The organism is Blautia sp. Marseille-P2398, from assembly GCF_964240315.1.
GTDB classification, from domain to species: Bacteria; Bacillota; Clostridia; order Lachnospirales; family Lachnospiraceae; genus Blautia_A; species Blautia_A wexlerae.
In genome coordinates this window covers 66,956-83,884 of sequence record NZ_CAXSTD010000012.1, presented here as the reverse complement: position 1 = coordinate 83,884, position 16,929 = coordinate 66,956, and the positions used below count along the sequence as shown (strand labels likewise).

The following is a 16,929-nucleotide window of genomic DNA, read 5'->3' as shown; positions in this document are numbered from 1 at the left end:
TAATTTTTTCATCAACCTTTAAGGAGGAAAAACAAACTATGGCAAGAAAGATGAAAACCATGGATGGTAACCATGCAGCTGCTCATGCTTCATATGCATACTCAGATGTAGCCGCTATTTACCCGATCACTCCTTCATCTGTTATGGCGGAAGCAACAGATGAATGGGCAACCCAGGGAAGAAAGAACATTTTCGGACAGGAAGTTCAGGTAACTGAAATGCAGTCTGAGGCTGGTGCAGCAGGTGCTGTACACGGATCTCTGGCAGCAGGTGCTTTAACAACAACATATACAGCATCTCAGGGTCTGTTACTTATGATCCCGAACCTTTACAAAATTGCCGGTGAGCAGTTACCTGCAGTATTCAACGTATCTGCACGTGCACTTGCTTCCCACGCACTTTCAATCTTCGGTGATCACTCCGACGTTATGGCCTGTCGTCAGACCGGATGCGCAATGCTCTGCGAATCTTCTGTACAGGAAGTTATGGACTTAACACCTGTTGCTCACCTTTCAGCAATCAAAGGTAAAGTTCCGTTCATCAACTTCTTCGACGGATTCCGTACATCTCACGAGATCCAGAAGATCGAGACATGGGATTATGAAGATCTGAAGGATATGGCAGATATGGATGCAATCGCTGCATTCCGTAACCATGCCCTGAATCCGAATCACCCATGTCAGAGAGGTTCTGCTCAGAACCCTGATATCTTCTTCCAGGCAAGAGAAGCATGTAACCCATACTACGATGCTCTTCCGGCAGTAGTACAGGAATACATGGATAAAGTTAACGCTAAGATCGGTACAGATTACAAATTATTCAACTACTACGGAGCTGCTGATGCAGAACATGTAATCGTTGCTATGGGATCTGTAAACGATACAATCGAAGAAACAATCGATTATCTTGCAGCAGCAGGAAAGAAAGTCGGTGTTGTTAAAGTTCGTCTTTACAGACCATTCTGTGCACAGGCACTCATCGATGCAATTCCGGATTCTGTAAAACAGATCACAGTTCTTGACAGAACTAAAGAGCCGGGTGCACTTGGCGAGCCACTGTACCTTGACGTTGTAGCAGCATTAAAAGACAGCAAATTCGGCGGCGTAAAAGTATTCTCCGGACGTTATGGTTTAGGTTCCAAAGATACTACACCTGCACAGATCGTAGCTGTTTATGAGAACACTGCTAAAGAGAAATTCACAATCGGTATCGTTGATGATGTTACTAACCTTTCCCTTGAGACAGGTGCTCCGATCGTAACAACTCCTGAAGGAACAACAAACTGTAAATTCTGGGGTCTGGGAGCTGATGGTACAGTAGGTGCCAACAAGAACTCCATCAAGATCATCGGTGACAACACAGACATGTACGCACAGGCTTACTTTGATTATGACTCCAAGAAGTCCGGTGGTGTTACAATGTCCCACTTACGTTTCGGTAAAAAACCGATCAAATCCACATACCTGATCCACAAAGCAAACTTCGTAGCATGCCATAATCCATCCTACGTAAACAAATACAATATGGTTCAGGAACTTGTTGACGGTGGTACATTCCTCCTTAACTGTGCATGGGATATGGAAGGTCTTGAGAAACATTTACCAGGACAGGTAAAAGCTTTCATCGCTAACCACAATATCAAATTCTACACAATCGACGGTGTTAAGATCGGTATTGAAACTGGCATGGGACCAACACGTATCAACACAATCCTTCAGTCTGCATTCTTCAAACTTACAGGAATCATTCCGGAAGAGCAGGCAATCGACCTTATGAAAGCTGCTGCTAAGGCAACATACGGACGTAAGGGTGATGATGTGGTACAGAAGAACTGGGCAGCTATCGATGCCGGTGCTAAACAGGTTGTTGAGATCCAGGTTCCGGAAAGCTGGAAAGATGCTGAGGACGAAGGCCTTCATATGACTCATGCAACAGAAGGACGTCAGGACGTTGTTGATTTCGTTAACAATATCCAGGCTAAAGTAAATGCTCAGGAAGGTAACTCCTTACCTGTATCTGCATTCAAGGATTATGTAGACGGTACTACACCATCAGGTGCAGCTGCATATGAGAAACGTGGTATCGCAGTTAACGTTCCTGTATGGAATCCAGAAAACTGTATCCAGTGTAACAGATGTGCTTATGTCTGCCCACACGCAGTTATCCGTCCTGTAGCTCTGACAGCTGAAGAAGCAGCTAATGCTCCTGAAGGCATGAAGACATTAGACCTTACAGGTATGAAAGAATATAAATTCACAATGTCCGTATCCGCACTTGACTGTACAGGATGTGGTTCTTGTGTAAACGTTTGTCCAGGTAAGAAGGGTGCGAAAGCACTTGCTATGGAAAACCTTGAAGCAAGCGCAGACGAGCAGAAATACTTTGACTACACAGTGAAACTGCCGGTTAAAGAAGATGTTATCGCTAAATTTAAAGAAGCAACTGTTAAAGGCAGCCAGTTCAAACAGCCTCTGCTTGAGTTCTCTGGAGCTTGTGCAGGATGTGGTGAAACACCATACGCTAAACTGATCACTCAGCTGTTCGGTGACAGAATGTACATCGCAAACGCAACAGGATGTTCTTCTATCTGGGGTAACTCCTCACCATCTACACCATACACAGTAAACGCTAAGGGACAGGGTCCTGCATGGTCCAACTCTCTGTTCGAAGATAACGCTGAGTTTGGTTATGGTATGCTTCTTGCTCAGAGAGCTATCCGCGATGGCTTAAAAGCAAAAGTTGAAGACGTTGTTGCTAACGGAACAAACGAAGACGTTAAGGCAGCTGGTCAGGAATGGCTGGATACATTTGCTGTAGGTGCTACAAACGGCGCTGCTACAGACAAACTTGTTGCTGCTCTTGAAGCTTGCGGATGTGACAAAGCAAAAGAAATCCTTGCTCAGAAAGATTTCCTGGCTAAGAAATCCCAGTGGATCTTCGGTGGTGACGGATGGGCTTATGATATCGGATTCGGTGGTGTTGACCATGTTCTTGCTAGTGGACGTGATATCAACGTTATGGTATTCGATACAGAAGTTTATTCTAACACAGGTGGACAGTCTTCCAAGTCTACACCTACAGGTGCTATCGCTCAGTTCGCTGCAGGCGGTAAAGAGACTAAGAAGAAAGATATGGCTTCCATCGCTATGAGCTATGGCTATGTATATGTTGCTCAGATTTCCATGGGTGCTGACTTCAACCAGACTGTAAAAGCTATTGCAGAGGCTGAGGCTTATCCGGGACCATCTCTGATCATTGCTTATGCTCCATGTATCAACCATGGTATTAAGAAAGGTATGGCAAAAGCTCAGACAGAGGAAGAATTAGCAGTTAAGGTTGGATACTGGCATAACTTCAGATTCAATCCTGCAGCTGAAGGAAACAAGTTCTCTCTTGATTCCAAGGCTCCGAGCATGGAAGATTATCAGGCATTCCTTGACGGTGAGGTTCGTTACAACTCTCTGAAACGTCAGAATCCTGAGAAGGCTGCAAGACTGTTTGCTAAGAATGAGGCTGAGGCTAAGGCTAGATTTGAATATCTGCAGAAGCTGATCGCTCTTCATAGCGCTGAATAATCTTTTCGGTTTTTGAACGATTGATAAACAATAATATAAAATAAATAGATAGAGCTATTTATAGTGTCCAGACGATATATGGGCCGCGGTACTTTTGTATCGCGGCTCTTTTTATGTGTTGGAACAGGGGGACGCCGGGGAATGACAGAACATCTGAGGCTCAGTCTCGGAACCATGGAATTTCTAAGTATTTGAAAAGCCGCTAAGGGCATTCAGAAATTGCTCAAACTCGCTTTGCTCAGACAGTGAGCAATTTCTGAATAACGCGGCTTTCCAAATACTAAGAAATTACATGAACCCTCGAGATTCGCCTCAGATGTTCTGTCATTCCCCGGCTGATTGTTGGCTGAGACTTAATGTCTGACGGAAGGGAGGAGTGAGGGTGCATGCAAAGGGAGAGGAGAAGTTGGGATATAAAGGGATGGGGATGTGTTTGACAAGGAGGAGATATTTGATTATAATCATCATGGTGTTTTAGAGGATTGATATAGATATAGGAGTTGTTATGAGGAGATTTGCGAGTAAGGATAGTAAGAGGGATTTCTATATATTATATACGCTGGTTTTTGGGGTTATTGCGGGGTTTATTTATTATCAGTTTGCGGGGAATGGGAAGTCTTTGGTGTGGAGTCATGACGGGATTCCGCAGCATTTGAATTCTCTGGCGTATTATGGGCGGTATCTGAGGGAGGTTCTGCATACGATTTTTGTAGAGCATAAGCTGGAATTGCCTATGTGGGATATGAATATCGGGTATGGTTCGGATATTCTTACAACTTTGCATTATTATGTGATCGGGGATCCGCTGACTTTGTTGTCTGTGTTTGTGCCGGCGGATAAGACGGAGGTTTTGTATGAGGTTCTGATTTTTCTGAGGATTTATCTGGCGGGGATTTCTTTTAGTGTTTTTTGTTTTTATCATAAGAATCCGAAGCAGGCGACGTTTATGGGGACGTTGATCTATATTTTTGCGGGATGGACGATTTATGCGGCTATGAAGCATCCGTATTTTTCCAATCCTATGATTTATCTGCCGCTGGTTCTGATGGGGATTGATAAGATTTATAAGAGGGAGAAGCCATGGCTGTTTATCTGGGCGACTGCGGTTTCGGCTATGTCGAATTTCTATTTCTTTTATATGATCTGTATTTTTATGTTTATTTATGCGGCTTTCCGGTATTTTGGGATTTTCAGTGAGAGAAGTGTGAAGGATGTTCTGGGATGGCTGGTGAAGTTTATCGGCTATTATGCGGTGGCTTTGATGATCGCGGCGGTTATTTTTCTTCCGGTGATCATGACGATTTTTGGTACGGACAGGTTTCAGGCTGAGAATTATGTGCCTCTTTTATATGATAAAATTTATTATGAGAAGTATCTGGGTGATCTGATCGGGGAGAATATGATCCAGTGGGGGGTTGCCGGGTATTCTGCTGTTGCTATGGCGGGTGTGTTTGTGCTTTTCTCCAGGAAGAAGAAGTATCTGGATCTGAAATTAGGATTTGGGCTGTTGAATCTGTTTTTGCTGGTGCCTTTTGCAGGGCATGTGCTCAATGGTTTCTCTTATGTATCCAACAGGTGGATCTGGGCTTATGGGATGATGATCGCGTATATTTTCGTGAAGGCATATCCTGAGCTGTTTACTCTGACTGTGAGGGAAAAGAAGAAGATTTTTGTCATGACGGTGGCGTATTGTGTGCTGGCTCTGTTTGCGAAAGCTGCCAGAACGCAGAGAAATATGGCAGGTGTGCTGGTTCTGGTATTGGCTGTGTTTACGGTTACCTCTTTTGGAAATATTTTTCTTCAGGGGAAGTATATGTGTGGGCTTCTCAGTGCTTTGCTTGTGGTGAGCATTATGTTGAATGTTTCTTATCAGTATTCTTATGAGAAGGATTATCTGTCAGAGTTTGCAGCCGAAGAGGAGTCGCTGGATAAGCTGGAGTCGAATACGGATAAGGCGGTTCTTGCTGCCGGGGATTCAGGTGTCTATCGTTATGACCAGTATGGGGCATTGCCCTATGATAATACTTCTATGTATATGGGTACGAACAGTACTGCTTATTATTTCAGTCTTGCAAACAGCAGTATCAGTGATTTTTTCAGTGAAATGTATCTGAATACGCCATGGGAGCAGCATTATGAGAACCTGGACGGAAGGACGATTCTGGACAGGCTGGCTTCTGTGAAATATTTTGTGATAAGTGGTGATAATTTCCGCTATCTTTCCTATGGATATAATAAAGAGAAGGGCTCTGCAGGAAAGGGAAAAAGTGAGTGCAGGGCTTATGAGAATGAGAATGCACTGCCTCTGGGTTATACTTATGACAATTATATTCCTGAATCGGAATATGAGAAAATGGATGTGGTAAAAAAGCAGCAGGCTTTGATGGACGGTGTGGTGCTTGAGGAGAGTACACTGCCTGAGGCATCTGTTGATGCTGATAATGAGAATATCCAGTATCGTATGGAGACAGGGGATGGTTGTGCTCTGTCTAAGGGAGCAATCAGGGTGACGAAGGAAGGGGCGCAGCTGAAGCTTGTGTTCCATGGTCTTACGGACAGTGAGAATTACCTGATCGCAGATAATCTGGATTATGACAGTCTTTCACCGAGAGAACTGATTGGTAACAGTCAGTGGAAGAAGATGTCTGAGTATGACCAAAATAAGGTTCTTGATGAGGACAGCCGGTGGCGATACTGGAAGGAATCAAAGGAAGCGGCTATGACAGTCAGCTCCAATGATGTGACCAAGACCATAAAGATTTTTACGGATAAGTATAATGCCTACAGTGGACGGCATGATTTTCTCTGCAATATGGGATATTCCAGATCAGGGGTTCGTACTATGACGATCACCTTTGCCAATACAGGTGTTTATACCTATGATAAATTAAGAGTTGTGAGCCAGCCGGTGCAGGGGATTGAGGAAAAAACTGTGAAGCTGGGTGAAGAAGCTCTCGAGAATGTAAAAATGGGAACGAATGAGATTACAGGGGATATCAGTGTTTCCGAAAAGAAAGCTCTTGTGTTGTCTGTTCCGTACAGTAAGGGATTTACGGCTTATGTGGACGGGAAAGAAACGAAGCTTCAGAAGGCGAATACCATGTTTATGGCTCTGGAACTGGAACCTGGTTCACATGAGATACGCCTTACATATTGTACGCCTTATCTGAAAGCGGGAATGCTTCTTTCTGTTCTGGGGCTGGTTATATATGTAATGCTGGTGTTCAGGAAGAAAAAGTAATCCAAATTCCATTGTTGCAGGCAGCCTGAAATAAATTTGTTAGAATAGACATTTTTGTAAATTTGTGTATAATAAAATAGAAAATATTTACAGGAATAACAGACAGTGAATGAGAAATTGGTCTGTTGTAAATGAATGAAACAAAATGAGGAATGACATCATGAGTAAATTATCAGTGGTACTTCCGGCATATAATGAGGAGCTGATGGTTGGGAAAACCTGTCGGGTGCTGGCGGAAGTTCTTACAAAAGCGAAGATTCCCTATGAGTTGGTGGTTGTAAACGATGGTTCCGGCGACCGGACATGGGAAGAGATTCAGAAGGCAGGAGAGAGGGATGCGAATGTGACAGGCATTCTTTTTTCCAGAAATTTCGGAAAGGAAGCAGCGATTTTCGCAGGGCTTGCGCAGGCCTGTGGAGATGTGGTGGCTGTTATGGACTGTGACCTGCAGCATCCGCCGCAGACACTTATTGAGATGTACAGGCTGTGGCAGGAAGGCTATGAAGTGATCGAGGGCGTGAAGGCAGACAGAGGAAAAGAGGGCTTTTTACATAAAGAATGTGCAGGATTTTTCTATGATATCATGTCTAAGGCAACTAAGGTGAATATGAAGGATGCCTCGGATTTTAAGATGATGGACAGGAAGGCTGTGGACAGTATTCTGTCTATGCCTGAGAGGAATATGTTCTTTCGGGCTACCTCTTCCTGGGTGGGATATAAGACTACCAGCGTGGAATTTGAGGTGCAGGAGAGAGAGGCCGGCGTTTCCAAGTGGTCTCCGTGGTCTTTGGTGAAATATGCGTTCACAAATATAGTGGCATTTACTACTTTTCCGCTGCAGTTTGTTACAATCACAGGAGCGATATGTTTTATCTGTTCGCTGGTACTTATGGTCTATTCGCTTGTGCAGTATTTTACAGGTTCTGCAGTGGAAGGTTATACCACCCTGCTGATGGTGCTGCTTCTGGTGGGAAGCGCCATGATGATCAGTCTTGGGATCATTGGATATTATATTTCCAAGATTTATGAAGAAGTAAAGCGCAGACCGAGATATATTATTTCAAAAGTAATTAAGAATGGAAATATACAGGACTGAGAGGATATATTTTATGAAGCAATGGATCAGAAAAATGTATGAAAGTTCCGTTATCCGCTATATTTTCTTTGGCGGATGTACCACTATGGTAAATCTGGTCAGCTTTTTCATTCTCAGAAAGCTGAAGGTGGAGCTGAATATCGCCAATATTATTTCAATCATCCTGGCGATCCTGTTTGCCTATGTGGTAAATTCGAAGTATGTTTTTCAGGATAAATGCGAGACATTGAAGGATCATGTTCAGCCATTCTGCAAATTTGTCAGTGCCAGACTGGTCACTATGGTGATCGAGGTTGGCGGTGTATGGCTGCTTGTGTCAGTGATGGGGCTTAATGATATGATCGGGAAATTCCTGACACAGTTTATTGTGTTGATACTGAATTATGTATTCAGTAAATTTTTTGTGTTTACAACAGGGAAATCAAAATAATGAAGGAAAAGAGAGGGAAAACTCATGACTCTGGAAGAAGCTATTGCAAAGATTAAGCCATTAGATCACAATGCCATGGAGATTGCACAGAAAAGATGGGACAGTATTGCAAAACCACTGCATTCTCTTGGAAAACTGGAGACTCTTTTGATCCAGATCGCGGGAATTACAGGAAACGCAGAGGTGGATCTTTCCAGGAGAGGTCTGATCGCCATGTGCGCGGATAATGGCGTGGTAGAAGAGGGTGTGACACAGACCGGACAGGAAGTTACTGCCATCGTTGCCGAGAATTTTCTGAAATATGACACATCTGTCGGTGTGATGTGTAAGCAGAACCATGCGGAGATTTTTCCGGTGGATATGGGGATGGTGACGGACACAAAAGTCCGCACAGACCATAAAATTGCCTATGGTACACAGAATATGACCAAGGGTCCTGCCATGACAAGAGAACAGGCTGTAAAGGGGCTTGAAGCAGGCATTGACATGGTAAGGGAACTGAATGATAAGGGCTACCGGATTCTGGCAACAGGGGAAATGGGAATCGGAAATACAACCACCAGCAGTGCAGTTGCTTCTGTGTTGCTGAAACAGCCGGTGGAAGAGATGACAGGGCGCGGCGCAGGTCTGACCAGCGAGGGACTTATGCGCAAGATCAATGCGATCAAAAAAGCCATTGCATTAAATGAACCAGATCCTGAGGATGCTATTGATGTTCTGGCAAAGGTAGGCGGTCTTGATATCGCTGGAATGGCAGGTGTCTTTCTGGGAGGTGCGGTTTATGGTATTCCTGTAGTCATGGACGGATTTATTTCCTGTGTTTCTGCGCTGATCGCCATGCGTATCTGCCCGGCTGCGAGGGATTATATTCTTGCATCCCATGTATCAAAAGAGCCTGCTGCCCATCTGATCCTTGAGAATATGGGGAAAGAGGCAATCATTCATGCGGATATGTGTCTGGGCGAGGGAACCGGAGCAGTAGCTTTATTCCCGATCCTTGATCTGGCAACAGCTGTTTATCATTCTATGAGTACTTTTGATGATATCCATGTGGAACAGTATGAGGAGTTGAAATAATGCTGACGCTTGTGACAGGGGGGAGCGGGAGCGGAAAATCCGCTTTTGCGGAAGACAGGGTGCTTTCTTTCGGAGATGCACAGAGGATTTACATAGCGACCATGCACCCTTTTGATGAAGAGAGCCATAAAAGGATCGAGAGACACCAAAAGATGCGTGCAGGAAAAGGTTTCGAGACAGTTGAGTGCTATACAGGGCTCAAAAATGTGAAACTGCCTGCCGGATGTGTGGTGCTTCTGGAATGCATGTCGAATCTGGTGGCAAATGAAATGTTTGAAGAGCAGGGAGCCCATGACCGGACAGTTTCGGAAGTTACAAAAGGGATTGAGAATCTGCTGGAACAGGCTGCTCATGTGGTGATCGTTACAAATGAGATTTTTTCAGATGCGGTTGTGTTTGATGGAGATATGGATTCTTATCTGGAATATCTGGGAAAAATCAATCAGGCTGCTGCGCAGAGAGCTGATGAAGTGGTGGAAGTTGTATATGGGATACCAGTCTTTCACAAATCCACAAATACCTGCAGCAATCTTTGCAAATAATATATTTGACAGGATTGCCATAATATGAAAAAGAGGAATTGATCAATGAAATCTTTATGGAATAATTTTAAGGTGGCATTTGCCATGTTTTCTAAGATTCCCATGCCCCGCGCTGACTGGACAAAGGGAAATATGAAGTATATGTTCTGTTTTTTTCCGTTTATCGGAACTGTGATCGGCGGGCTGACTATGCTGGTGGCGTATCTGGGACTTCGGTTTGGGTATCAGCCGGGATTCGTGACAGCAGTGCTGGTGCTGGTACCTGTATTTGTGACAGGCGGGATCCATGTGGATGGTCTTTTGGATACTTCGGATGCCCTGAGTTCCTGGCAGGAGAGAAGCAGAAGGCTGGAGATTCTTAAGGATTCCCATGCAGGTGCTTTTGCCGTTATTACTGCGGCGGTATATTTCATTGCCTGGTACGGCGCTTACAGTCAGTTGTTTAACAGTGCAGAGAATATGAGGGCGATCGGAATTCTGAGCCTTGGCTTTATGGTTTCCAGATGTCTGTCAGGGATCGGAGTTATTACCTTTCCGAAAGCAAAGGCAGACGGTACAGTTGCTGAGTTTTCCAGAAATTCTTCAGATGTGCTCTCGAGAAATGTGCTGATCGTCTATCTGGTGCTTCTGGCTGCGGGAATGATCTTGATCCGGCCTGTATGGGGAAGTCTGGCTTTTGTGGGAGCTTTGCTGATTTTCTGGTATTATCATCATATTGCGATGAAGTACTTTGGCGGGACAACCGGGGATATTTCGGGATTTTTTCTTTGTATCTGTGAAGTTGGGATGGCATTGATCCTGGCGGTGGTTTCTAATTTTTGAGGAGAAGAGTATGGAAATGATAATCGGCGGTGCATATCAGGGAAAGACTGAATATGCCAAGAAACAGTATCCACAGTTAAGGTGGAGTGACGGCGGTTCTGTCACAGAGGAGGAACTGATGAATGCTCAGGGTGTGACTGGTTTTCAGCAGTATATCCGCAGTGAACTGGAGAATGGAAAAGATGTGTCAGATCTTGCGGAAAAAATCATCTGTAAGAATCCGGATATTGTCCTTGTCTCTCAGGAAGTAGGGTACGGGGTTGTACCTGTGGATGCTTTTGACAGAAAATACAGAGAGGCTGTAGGGCGTGTATGTACGAAGCTGGCAGCATACAGCCATAAAGTGACGCGCGTGATCTGCGGGATCGGAACGGTGATCAAAGATGATTAAGTTATGGCTGATCAGACATGGAAAAACAGAAGGGAATAAACTTTCCAGATATATCGGCACAACGGATGAGCCGTTATGTCAGGAGGGAACAGAGTTTCTGCATAAGATGGATTATCCAAAGGTTCAGGCGGTTTATGTAAGTCCTCTGAAACGATGCGTGCAGACAGCAGAGATTCTTTTTCCGGGAGAGCCGGTACATATTATTGAAGAGCTGGCAGAATGTGATTTCGGAGAGTTTGAAAATAAGAACTATAAAGAGCTGGAAGGTAATCCGCACTATCAGGAATGGATTGACAGCAACGGTACTCTGCCTTTTCCGGGAGGAGAAAGCAGGGAAGGGTTTAAAAGCAGAAACCTGAGAGGATTTGACAGGGTTGTGTCCGGATGTATCCGCAGCCATGTGGCAGAGGCGGCACTTGTCATCCATGGCGGTACGATCATGAATATCATGGAAGAGTATGCAGATATACAGAAACCATTTTATGAGTGGCATGTGAGAAATGGCGGCGGCTATGAGGTGGAGCTGGATGAGAATCTCTGGAAGAATGGACGAAAACAGCTCAGGGTTAATTCTGCGATTATGAAAGGATAACTCTCCTATCTTACAAAAATTGTTGACAAACCTGAAAATTTGTCATAAAATCAGCTTCATCAGAAAACAGGAAAATCAAAAAAAGAACGAGGTTGTTCATTGTCATCAATGACTGCCCCGTTCTTTTTTTATCTGTTCACCGGAGATAGTATAAAACCTAAAAAAAATTTGAAAAACCAAAAAGTTTTTGTGAATTCTACTTGCATTATTCGGAGAAGTATGTTACAGTATTAGTACATAATTCCTAAACGAAAGGTAAAAAGCAGTATCGAATTGGTAGTTTTTGACAAGTGAAAGGAGGAACTATATGCTGGTAATTGGTAATGGAAGAATGATCACACAGGACGCATCCAACCCATTCCTGGAGAATGGTGCTGTAGCAATGGATGGTAACACCATAGTAATGGTGGGGGTAACTGAAGAGGTAAAGAAAGTTTATCCGGATGCTGAATTTGTTGATGCGAAGGGTGGGGTTATCATGCCGGCATTTATTAATGCCCATGAGCATATCTACAGCTCCTTCGCAAGAGGCTTAAGCATTAACGGATATAATCCTCAGGGATTTCTGGATATTCTGGATGGCTTATGGTGGACAGTTGACCGTCATCTGACACTGGAGCAGACAAAGCTTTCTGCATATGCTACATACATTGATTCTATCAAGAATGGTGTAACCACAGTGTTTGACCACCATGCAAGCTTTGGCCATATTACAGGTTCCCTCAATGCGATCGAGGAAGCTGCGAAGGATTTAGGTGTGCGTACCTGCCTCTGCTATGAGATTTCTGACCGTGACGGAATGGAGAAATCCAGAGAATCTGTAATGGAGAACGTGAATTTTATCAAGCATGCACTTGCAGACGACAGTGATATGATCGCCGGAATGATGGGTATGCATGCATCCTTTACAATCTCTGATGAGACAATGGCTCTCTGCAATGAACTAAAACCGGAAGGTGTTGGATATCACATCCATGTAGCAGAAGGCATTTACGATCTCCATCAGTGTCTGAAAGAGCATGGCAAACGTATTGTTGACCGTCTTCATGACTGGAACATCCTTGGACCGAAGACTTTGCTCGGTCACTGTATCTATGTGAATGAACATGAGATGGATCTGATCAAAGATACAGATACCATGGTTGTACATAACCCGGAATCTAACATGGGTAATGCATGCGGATGTCCTCCAACTATGAGAATGGTACAGAAGGGAATCCTCACAGGTCTTGGTACAGACGGATATACTCATGATATGATGGAATCCTGGAAGGTTGCAAATGTTTTACACAAACACAGCCTCTGCGACCCGAACGCAGCCTGGGGAGAAGTTCCACAGATGCTTTTTGAAGGAAATGCAAAGATTGCAAACAGATACTTTAAGAAACAGCTCGGTGTCCTGAAAGAGGGTGCGGCAGCAGACGTGATCGTGATCGATTATGATCCGCTGACACCAATGAATGAAAGCAACATTAACGGACATCTGATGTTCGGTGTAAACGGAAGCATGGTCCAGACTACTGTATGTAACGGTAAAGTCCTGATGAAAGACCGCGAAGTCCTTGTATGCGACGAGGCAAAAGTTATGGCAGATTGCCGTCAGGCTGCAAAAGAACTTGCAGATGATATTAATGGTTAATCTGTAAAGAATTGTAAAAAAGATAAGTTTTCTGCCTGGCAAAAATAAATGTAAATAAAATATAGAACGGATGGAGAGAAGCCATACCGTATGAAATAATGGAGGATCGGATTATGAGTGAAGTCATGACCTGTATGCCCTTTGAACAGTTAATGAACTGGGTATTAGAAGAAAAGAAAACAAAAGGAACAGTTTTCGGACAGCACAGAGCTTATGCAGCGGAAACTGACAGGAAGCTGAATATATTTGAGAGAAATCTGGAAACACCGATCGGACCTGCTGCAGGACCGCATACACAGTTAACACAGAACATTGTTGCTTCTTACTATGCAGGCGCACGTTTCTTTGAGCTGAAAACAGTTCAGAAGATGGACGGTGCAGAGCTTGCAGCCTGTATCAACAGACCATGTATCCTTGCAGATGATGAAGGATATAACTGTGAATGGTCTACAGAGCTTTATGTTCCTCAGGCAATGGGAGAATATATTAAAGCATGGTTTATCCTGCATGTGATCGCCAAAGAATTTGATCTGGGTGCACAGGACGGATTCCAGTTCAATATTTCCGTTGGATATGATCTTGCAGGGATCAAAGAGCCAAAGGTTAATACTTTCATTGACAGTATGATGGAAGCAAAAGATACTGAAATCTTTAAAGAATGTAAACAGTGGTTATTGGACAATGTAGATAAATTTGAAAAAGTTACAAAAGAGGATATTGAGGCGATTCCGTCTGATATCTGTAATTCCGCAACAATCTCTACTCTCCATGGATGTCCTCCAAACGAGATTGAGAGCATTGCAAATCATCTGTTTAAAGAGAAACATCTGAACACATTTATCAAATGTAACCCGACTCTCCTGGGATATGAATTTGCCAGAAAGACCATGGATGACATGGGATATGATTATATGGTATTCGGTGATTTCCATTTCAAAGATGACTTACAGTACGAAGATGCGATTCCGATGTTTAAGAGACTGCAGGCACTTGCAGATGAACTGAACCTTGCGTTTGGTGTGAAGATCACCAATACATTCCCTGTAGATGTTACAAGAAATGAACTTCCAAGCGAAGAAATGTATATGTCCGGAAAATCTCTTTTCCCGTTATCCATTTCTCTTGCAGCCAGACTTTCCCGGGAATTTGACGGAAAACTCCGTATCGCTTATTCAGGCGGTGCTGATTACTATAATATCGACCGTATCGTCGGATGTGGTGTATGGCCTGTAACAGTGGCAACTACACTTCTGAAGCCGGGCGGATATCAGAGATTTACCCAGATGGCAGAGAAAGTAATGGCTGACGGTGTGAAAGAATGGAAAGGCATTGATGTAGCTGCACTTGAGCAGCTGGCCGAGGATGCGAAAAAAGATGCTCACCATGTAAAGAGCATCAAACCGCTTCCTAAGAGAAAAACTGATTCAGAGGTTCCGCTCCTTGACTGTTTCTTTGCTCCATGCGAAGAAGGATGTCCGATCCACCAGGATATCACAACCTATGTGAAGCTGGCAGGAGAAGGCGATTATGCACAGGCATTAAGAGTTATCCTTGAGAAAAATGCACTTCCATTTATCACAGGTACTCTCTGTGCGCACAACTGTATGTACAAATGTACACGTAACTTCTATGAAGAACCTGTAAATATCCGCAACACTAAGCTCATCGCAGCACAAAACGGATATGATACAGTGATCGGTGAGATCAAAGCAGGCACAGCAGACGGTAAGAAAGTAGCTGTTGTAGGTGCAGGTCCTGCAGGTATTGCTTCTGCATACTTCCTTGCAAGAGCAGGTGCTTCTGTAACAGTATTTGAGAAAGAAGAGAAAGCCGGCGGCGTGATCCGTTATGTGATCCCGGGATTCCGTATCTCTGATGATGCAATCGATAAAGATGTTTCCTTCATCCAGAAGATGGGTGTGGAGATCAAAACAGGTACAGAAGTGAAATCCGTACAGGAATTAAAAGCACAGGGTTATGACGCAGTGATCGTTGCAACAGGTGCAAATAAACCGGGTACTCTGAAGCTTGAAAAGGGTGAAACCATCAATGCTCTGAAATTCTTAAGAGATTTCAAAGCAACTGGCGGTAAGGTTGCGCTGGGTAAAAACGTAGTTGTGATCGGTGGCGGTAACACTGCCATGGATACTGCAAGAGCTGCGAAACGTACAGAAGGTGTAGAACATGTTTACCTGGTATACAGAAGAACCAAACGCTATATGCCAGCAGCAGAAGATGAGTTACTGGAAGTACTGGAAGAGGGCGTAGAGTTCAAAGAACTTCTTTCTCCTGTATCTCTGGAAAACGGCAAACTGCTCTGTAAGAAGATGGAACTTGGCAGTATGGATGCTTCCGGACGTGCAGGTGTAACAGAAACGGGCGAAACAGAAGAAGTTTTGGCTGATACAGTGATCGTTGCAGTTGGCGAGAAAGTTCCGACTGAGTTCTATGAAGCAAATGGTATTGCGGTCAATGAGCGCGGAAAAGCCCGCATCAATGATAAGACAATGGAGACAAGTGCAGAAGGCGTTTACGTTGTCGGTGACGGTGCAAGGGGAGCTGCTACGATCGTAGAAGCGATCCGCGACGCACAGGTTGCTGCAAAAGCAATCCTTGGACATGATATTGTAAAAGGACAGCCTGTACCGGGAACAGAAAAAGACTGTTACTCCAAAAAAGCAATACTCAAAGAAAGCAAGGACGCTGCGAGCGAAAGTGAGCGCTGTCTGACCTGTAATAAAGTCTGTGAGAATTGTGTAGATGTATGTCCAAACAGAGCAAACATCTCCATCAAAGTTCCGGGAATGGCAATGAATCAGGTGATCCATGTAGATTATATGTGTAACGAATGCGGCAACTGCAAGAGCTTCTGTCCATATGCAAGTGCACCGTACAAGGATAAATTTACATTATTTGCTTCTGAGGCAGATATGGCAGACAGCACAAATGATGGATTTGCAGTGATCAATCCGGAGACAAAAGAGTGCAAGGTTCGTCTCCTTGGTCAGATTTCCGATTGCAAGGCAGATGATGCAAATGATAAGTTGTACGAAGGTCTTCGCAGACTGATCTGTGCAGTAATCGATGATTACAGCTATCTGATCATGAAATGATGATCCTAGTACATCGTTTTCGAAATAACTATACCACTCACTTGTCTGCGAATCCGATTGCACAGGTATAAAAGCCTCAGCGTAGCCCGCTACGCCTGCGTTTTTATACCAGCACACTCGAATCCGCATCCTACGCGATTGGTATAGTTATTTACGAAACGCTGTACTAGAGCGTGTCTGAAAACAGGAATAAAGAGCTGTAAAATAATTTTAAATTTGTAATATCAGATAACTTATAAAGAAATATTTAACTCTGTCCACAGCAGAAAAAGGCTGTGGACAGCGTTGCATATCAGGCTGAATCGCGGCCGCATGTTACTTTTATAATAAATTCATGCGGTATCACAGGCAGATAAAAAACAGAAAGAGGTAAACTCTGGCTGACTGCCCTAATTGGCAGACGTGCGAAAA

Annotated in this window: 11 protein-coding genes; all 11 read left to right on the top strand. The window is 44.0% G+C overall.

The genetic code is table 11. From position 1 onward, the window contains the following. Positions 1-38: 38 nt before the first annotated feature. The 11 genes from nifJ (at position 39) to ygfK (ending at position 16,518) form a co-directional block, all read left to right on the top strand. A complete protein-coding gene (nifJ, locus tag ACESZG_RS13950; RefSeq protein ID WP_118574845.1) occupies positions 39-3,575 on the top strand; it encodes a pyruvate:ferredoxin (flavodoxin) oxidoreductase in 3,537 nt (1,178 codons plus the stop codon). A 505-nt stretch (positions 3,576-4,080) separates the two neighbouring features. Continuing rightward, a complete protein-coding gene (locus ACESZG_RS13945; RefSeq protein WP_368210895.1) occupies positions 4,081-6,816 on the top strand; it encodes a YfhO family protein in 2,736 nt (911 codons plus the stop codon). 160 nt (positions 6,817-6,976) lie between these two features. Then, positions 6,977-7,912, top strand: a complete 936-nt coding sequence (locus ACESZG_RS13940) for a glycosyltransferase family 2 protein (RefSeq protein ID WP_368210896.1) — start codon at positions 6,977-6,979, stop codon at positions 7,910-7,912. Positions 7,913-7,925: 13 nt separating this feature from the next. Continuing rightward, positions 7,926-8,342 (top strand): GtrA family protein, encoded by a 417-nt coding sequence (locus ACESZG_RS13935; RefSeq protein ID WP_008703288.1) that lies wholly within the window; start codon positions 7,926-7,928, stop codon positions 8,340-8,342. A 24-nt stretch (positions 8,343-8,366) separates the two neighbouring features. Beyond that, complete coding sequence (gene cobT / locus ACESZG_RS13930; protein WP_118339418.1) at positions 8,367-9,419, top strand: nicotinate-nucleotide--dimethylbenzimidazole phosphoribosyltransferase; 1,053 nt, start codon at positions 8,367-8,369, stop codon at positions 9,417-9,419. Continuing rightward, a complete protein-coding gene (locus ACESZG_RS13925; protein ID WP_329286370.1) occupies positions 9,419-9,961 on the top strand; it encodes a bifunctional adenosylcobinamide kinase/adenosylcobinamide-phosphate guanylyltransferase in 543 nt (180 codons plus the stop codon). Before cobT ends, ACESZG_RS13925 begins: the two co-directional genes overlap by 1 nt. A 45-nt stretch (positions 9,962-10,006) precedes the next feature. Continuing rightward, positions 10,007-10,783: an adenosylcobinamide-GDP ribazoletransferase gene (locus tag ACESZG_RS13920; RefSeq protein ID WP_062807718.1), complete on the top strand. Its 777-nt coding sequence runs from the start codon at positions 10,007-10,009 to the stop codon at positions 10,781-10,783. Between the two features lie 10 nt (positions 10,784-10,793). After that, complete coding sequence (locus ACESZG_RS13915) at positions 10,794-11,174, top strand: bifunctional adenosylcobinamide kinase/adenosylcobinamide-phosphate guanylyltransferase (RefSeq protein ID WP_329286374.1); 381 nt, start codon at positions 10,794-10,796, stop codon at positions 11,172-11,174. Then, entirely contained in the window at positions 11,167-11,766 is a 600-nt protein-coding gene (locus tag ACESZG_RS13910) for a histidine phosphatase family protein (protein WP_329286376.1), read from the top strand. The genes ACESZG_RS13915 and ACESZG_RS13910 overlap by 8 nt, the downstream gene beginning before the upstream one ends. A gap of 307 nt (positions 11,767-12,073) precedes the next feature. After that, entirely contained in the window at positions 12,074-13,405 is a 1,332-nt protein-coding gene (gene ssnA / locus ACESZG_RS13905) for a putative aminohydrolase SsnA (protein ID WP_008703281.1), read from the top strand. 113 nt (positions 13,406-13,518) lie between these two features. Beyond that, positions 13,519-16,518, top strand: a complete 3,000-nt coding sequence (gene ygfK / locus ACESZG_RS13900) for a putative selenate reductase subunit YgfK (protein WP_144137155.1) — start codon at positions 13,519-13,521, stop codon at positions 16,516-16,518. Positions 16,519-16,929 lie beyond the last annotated feature (411 nt).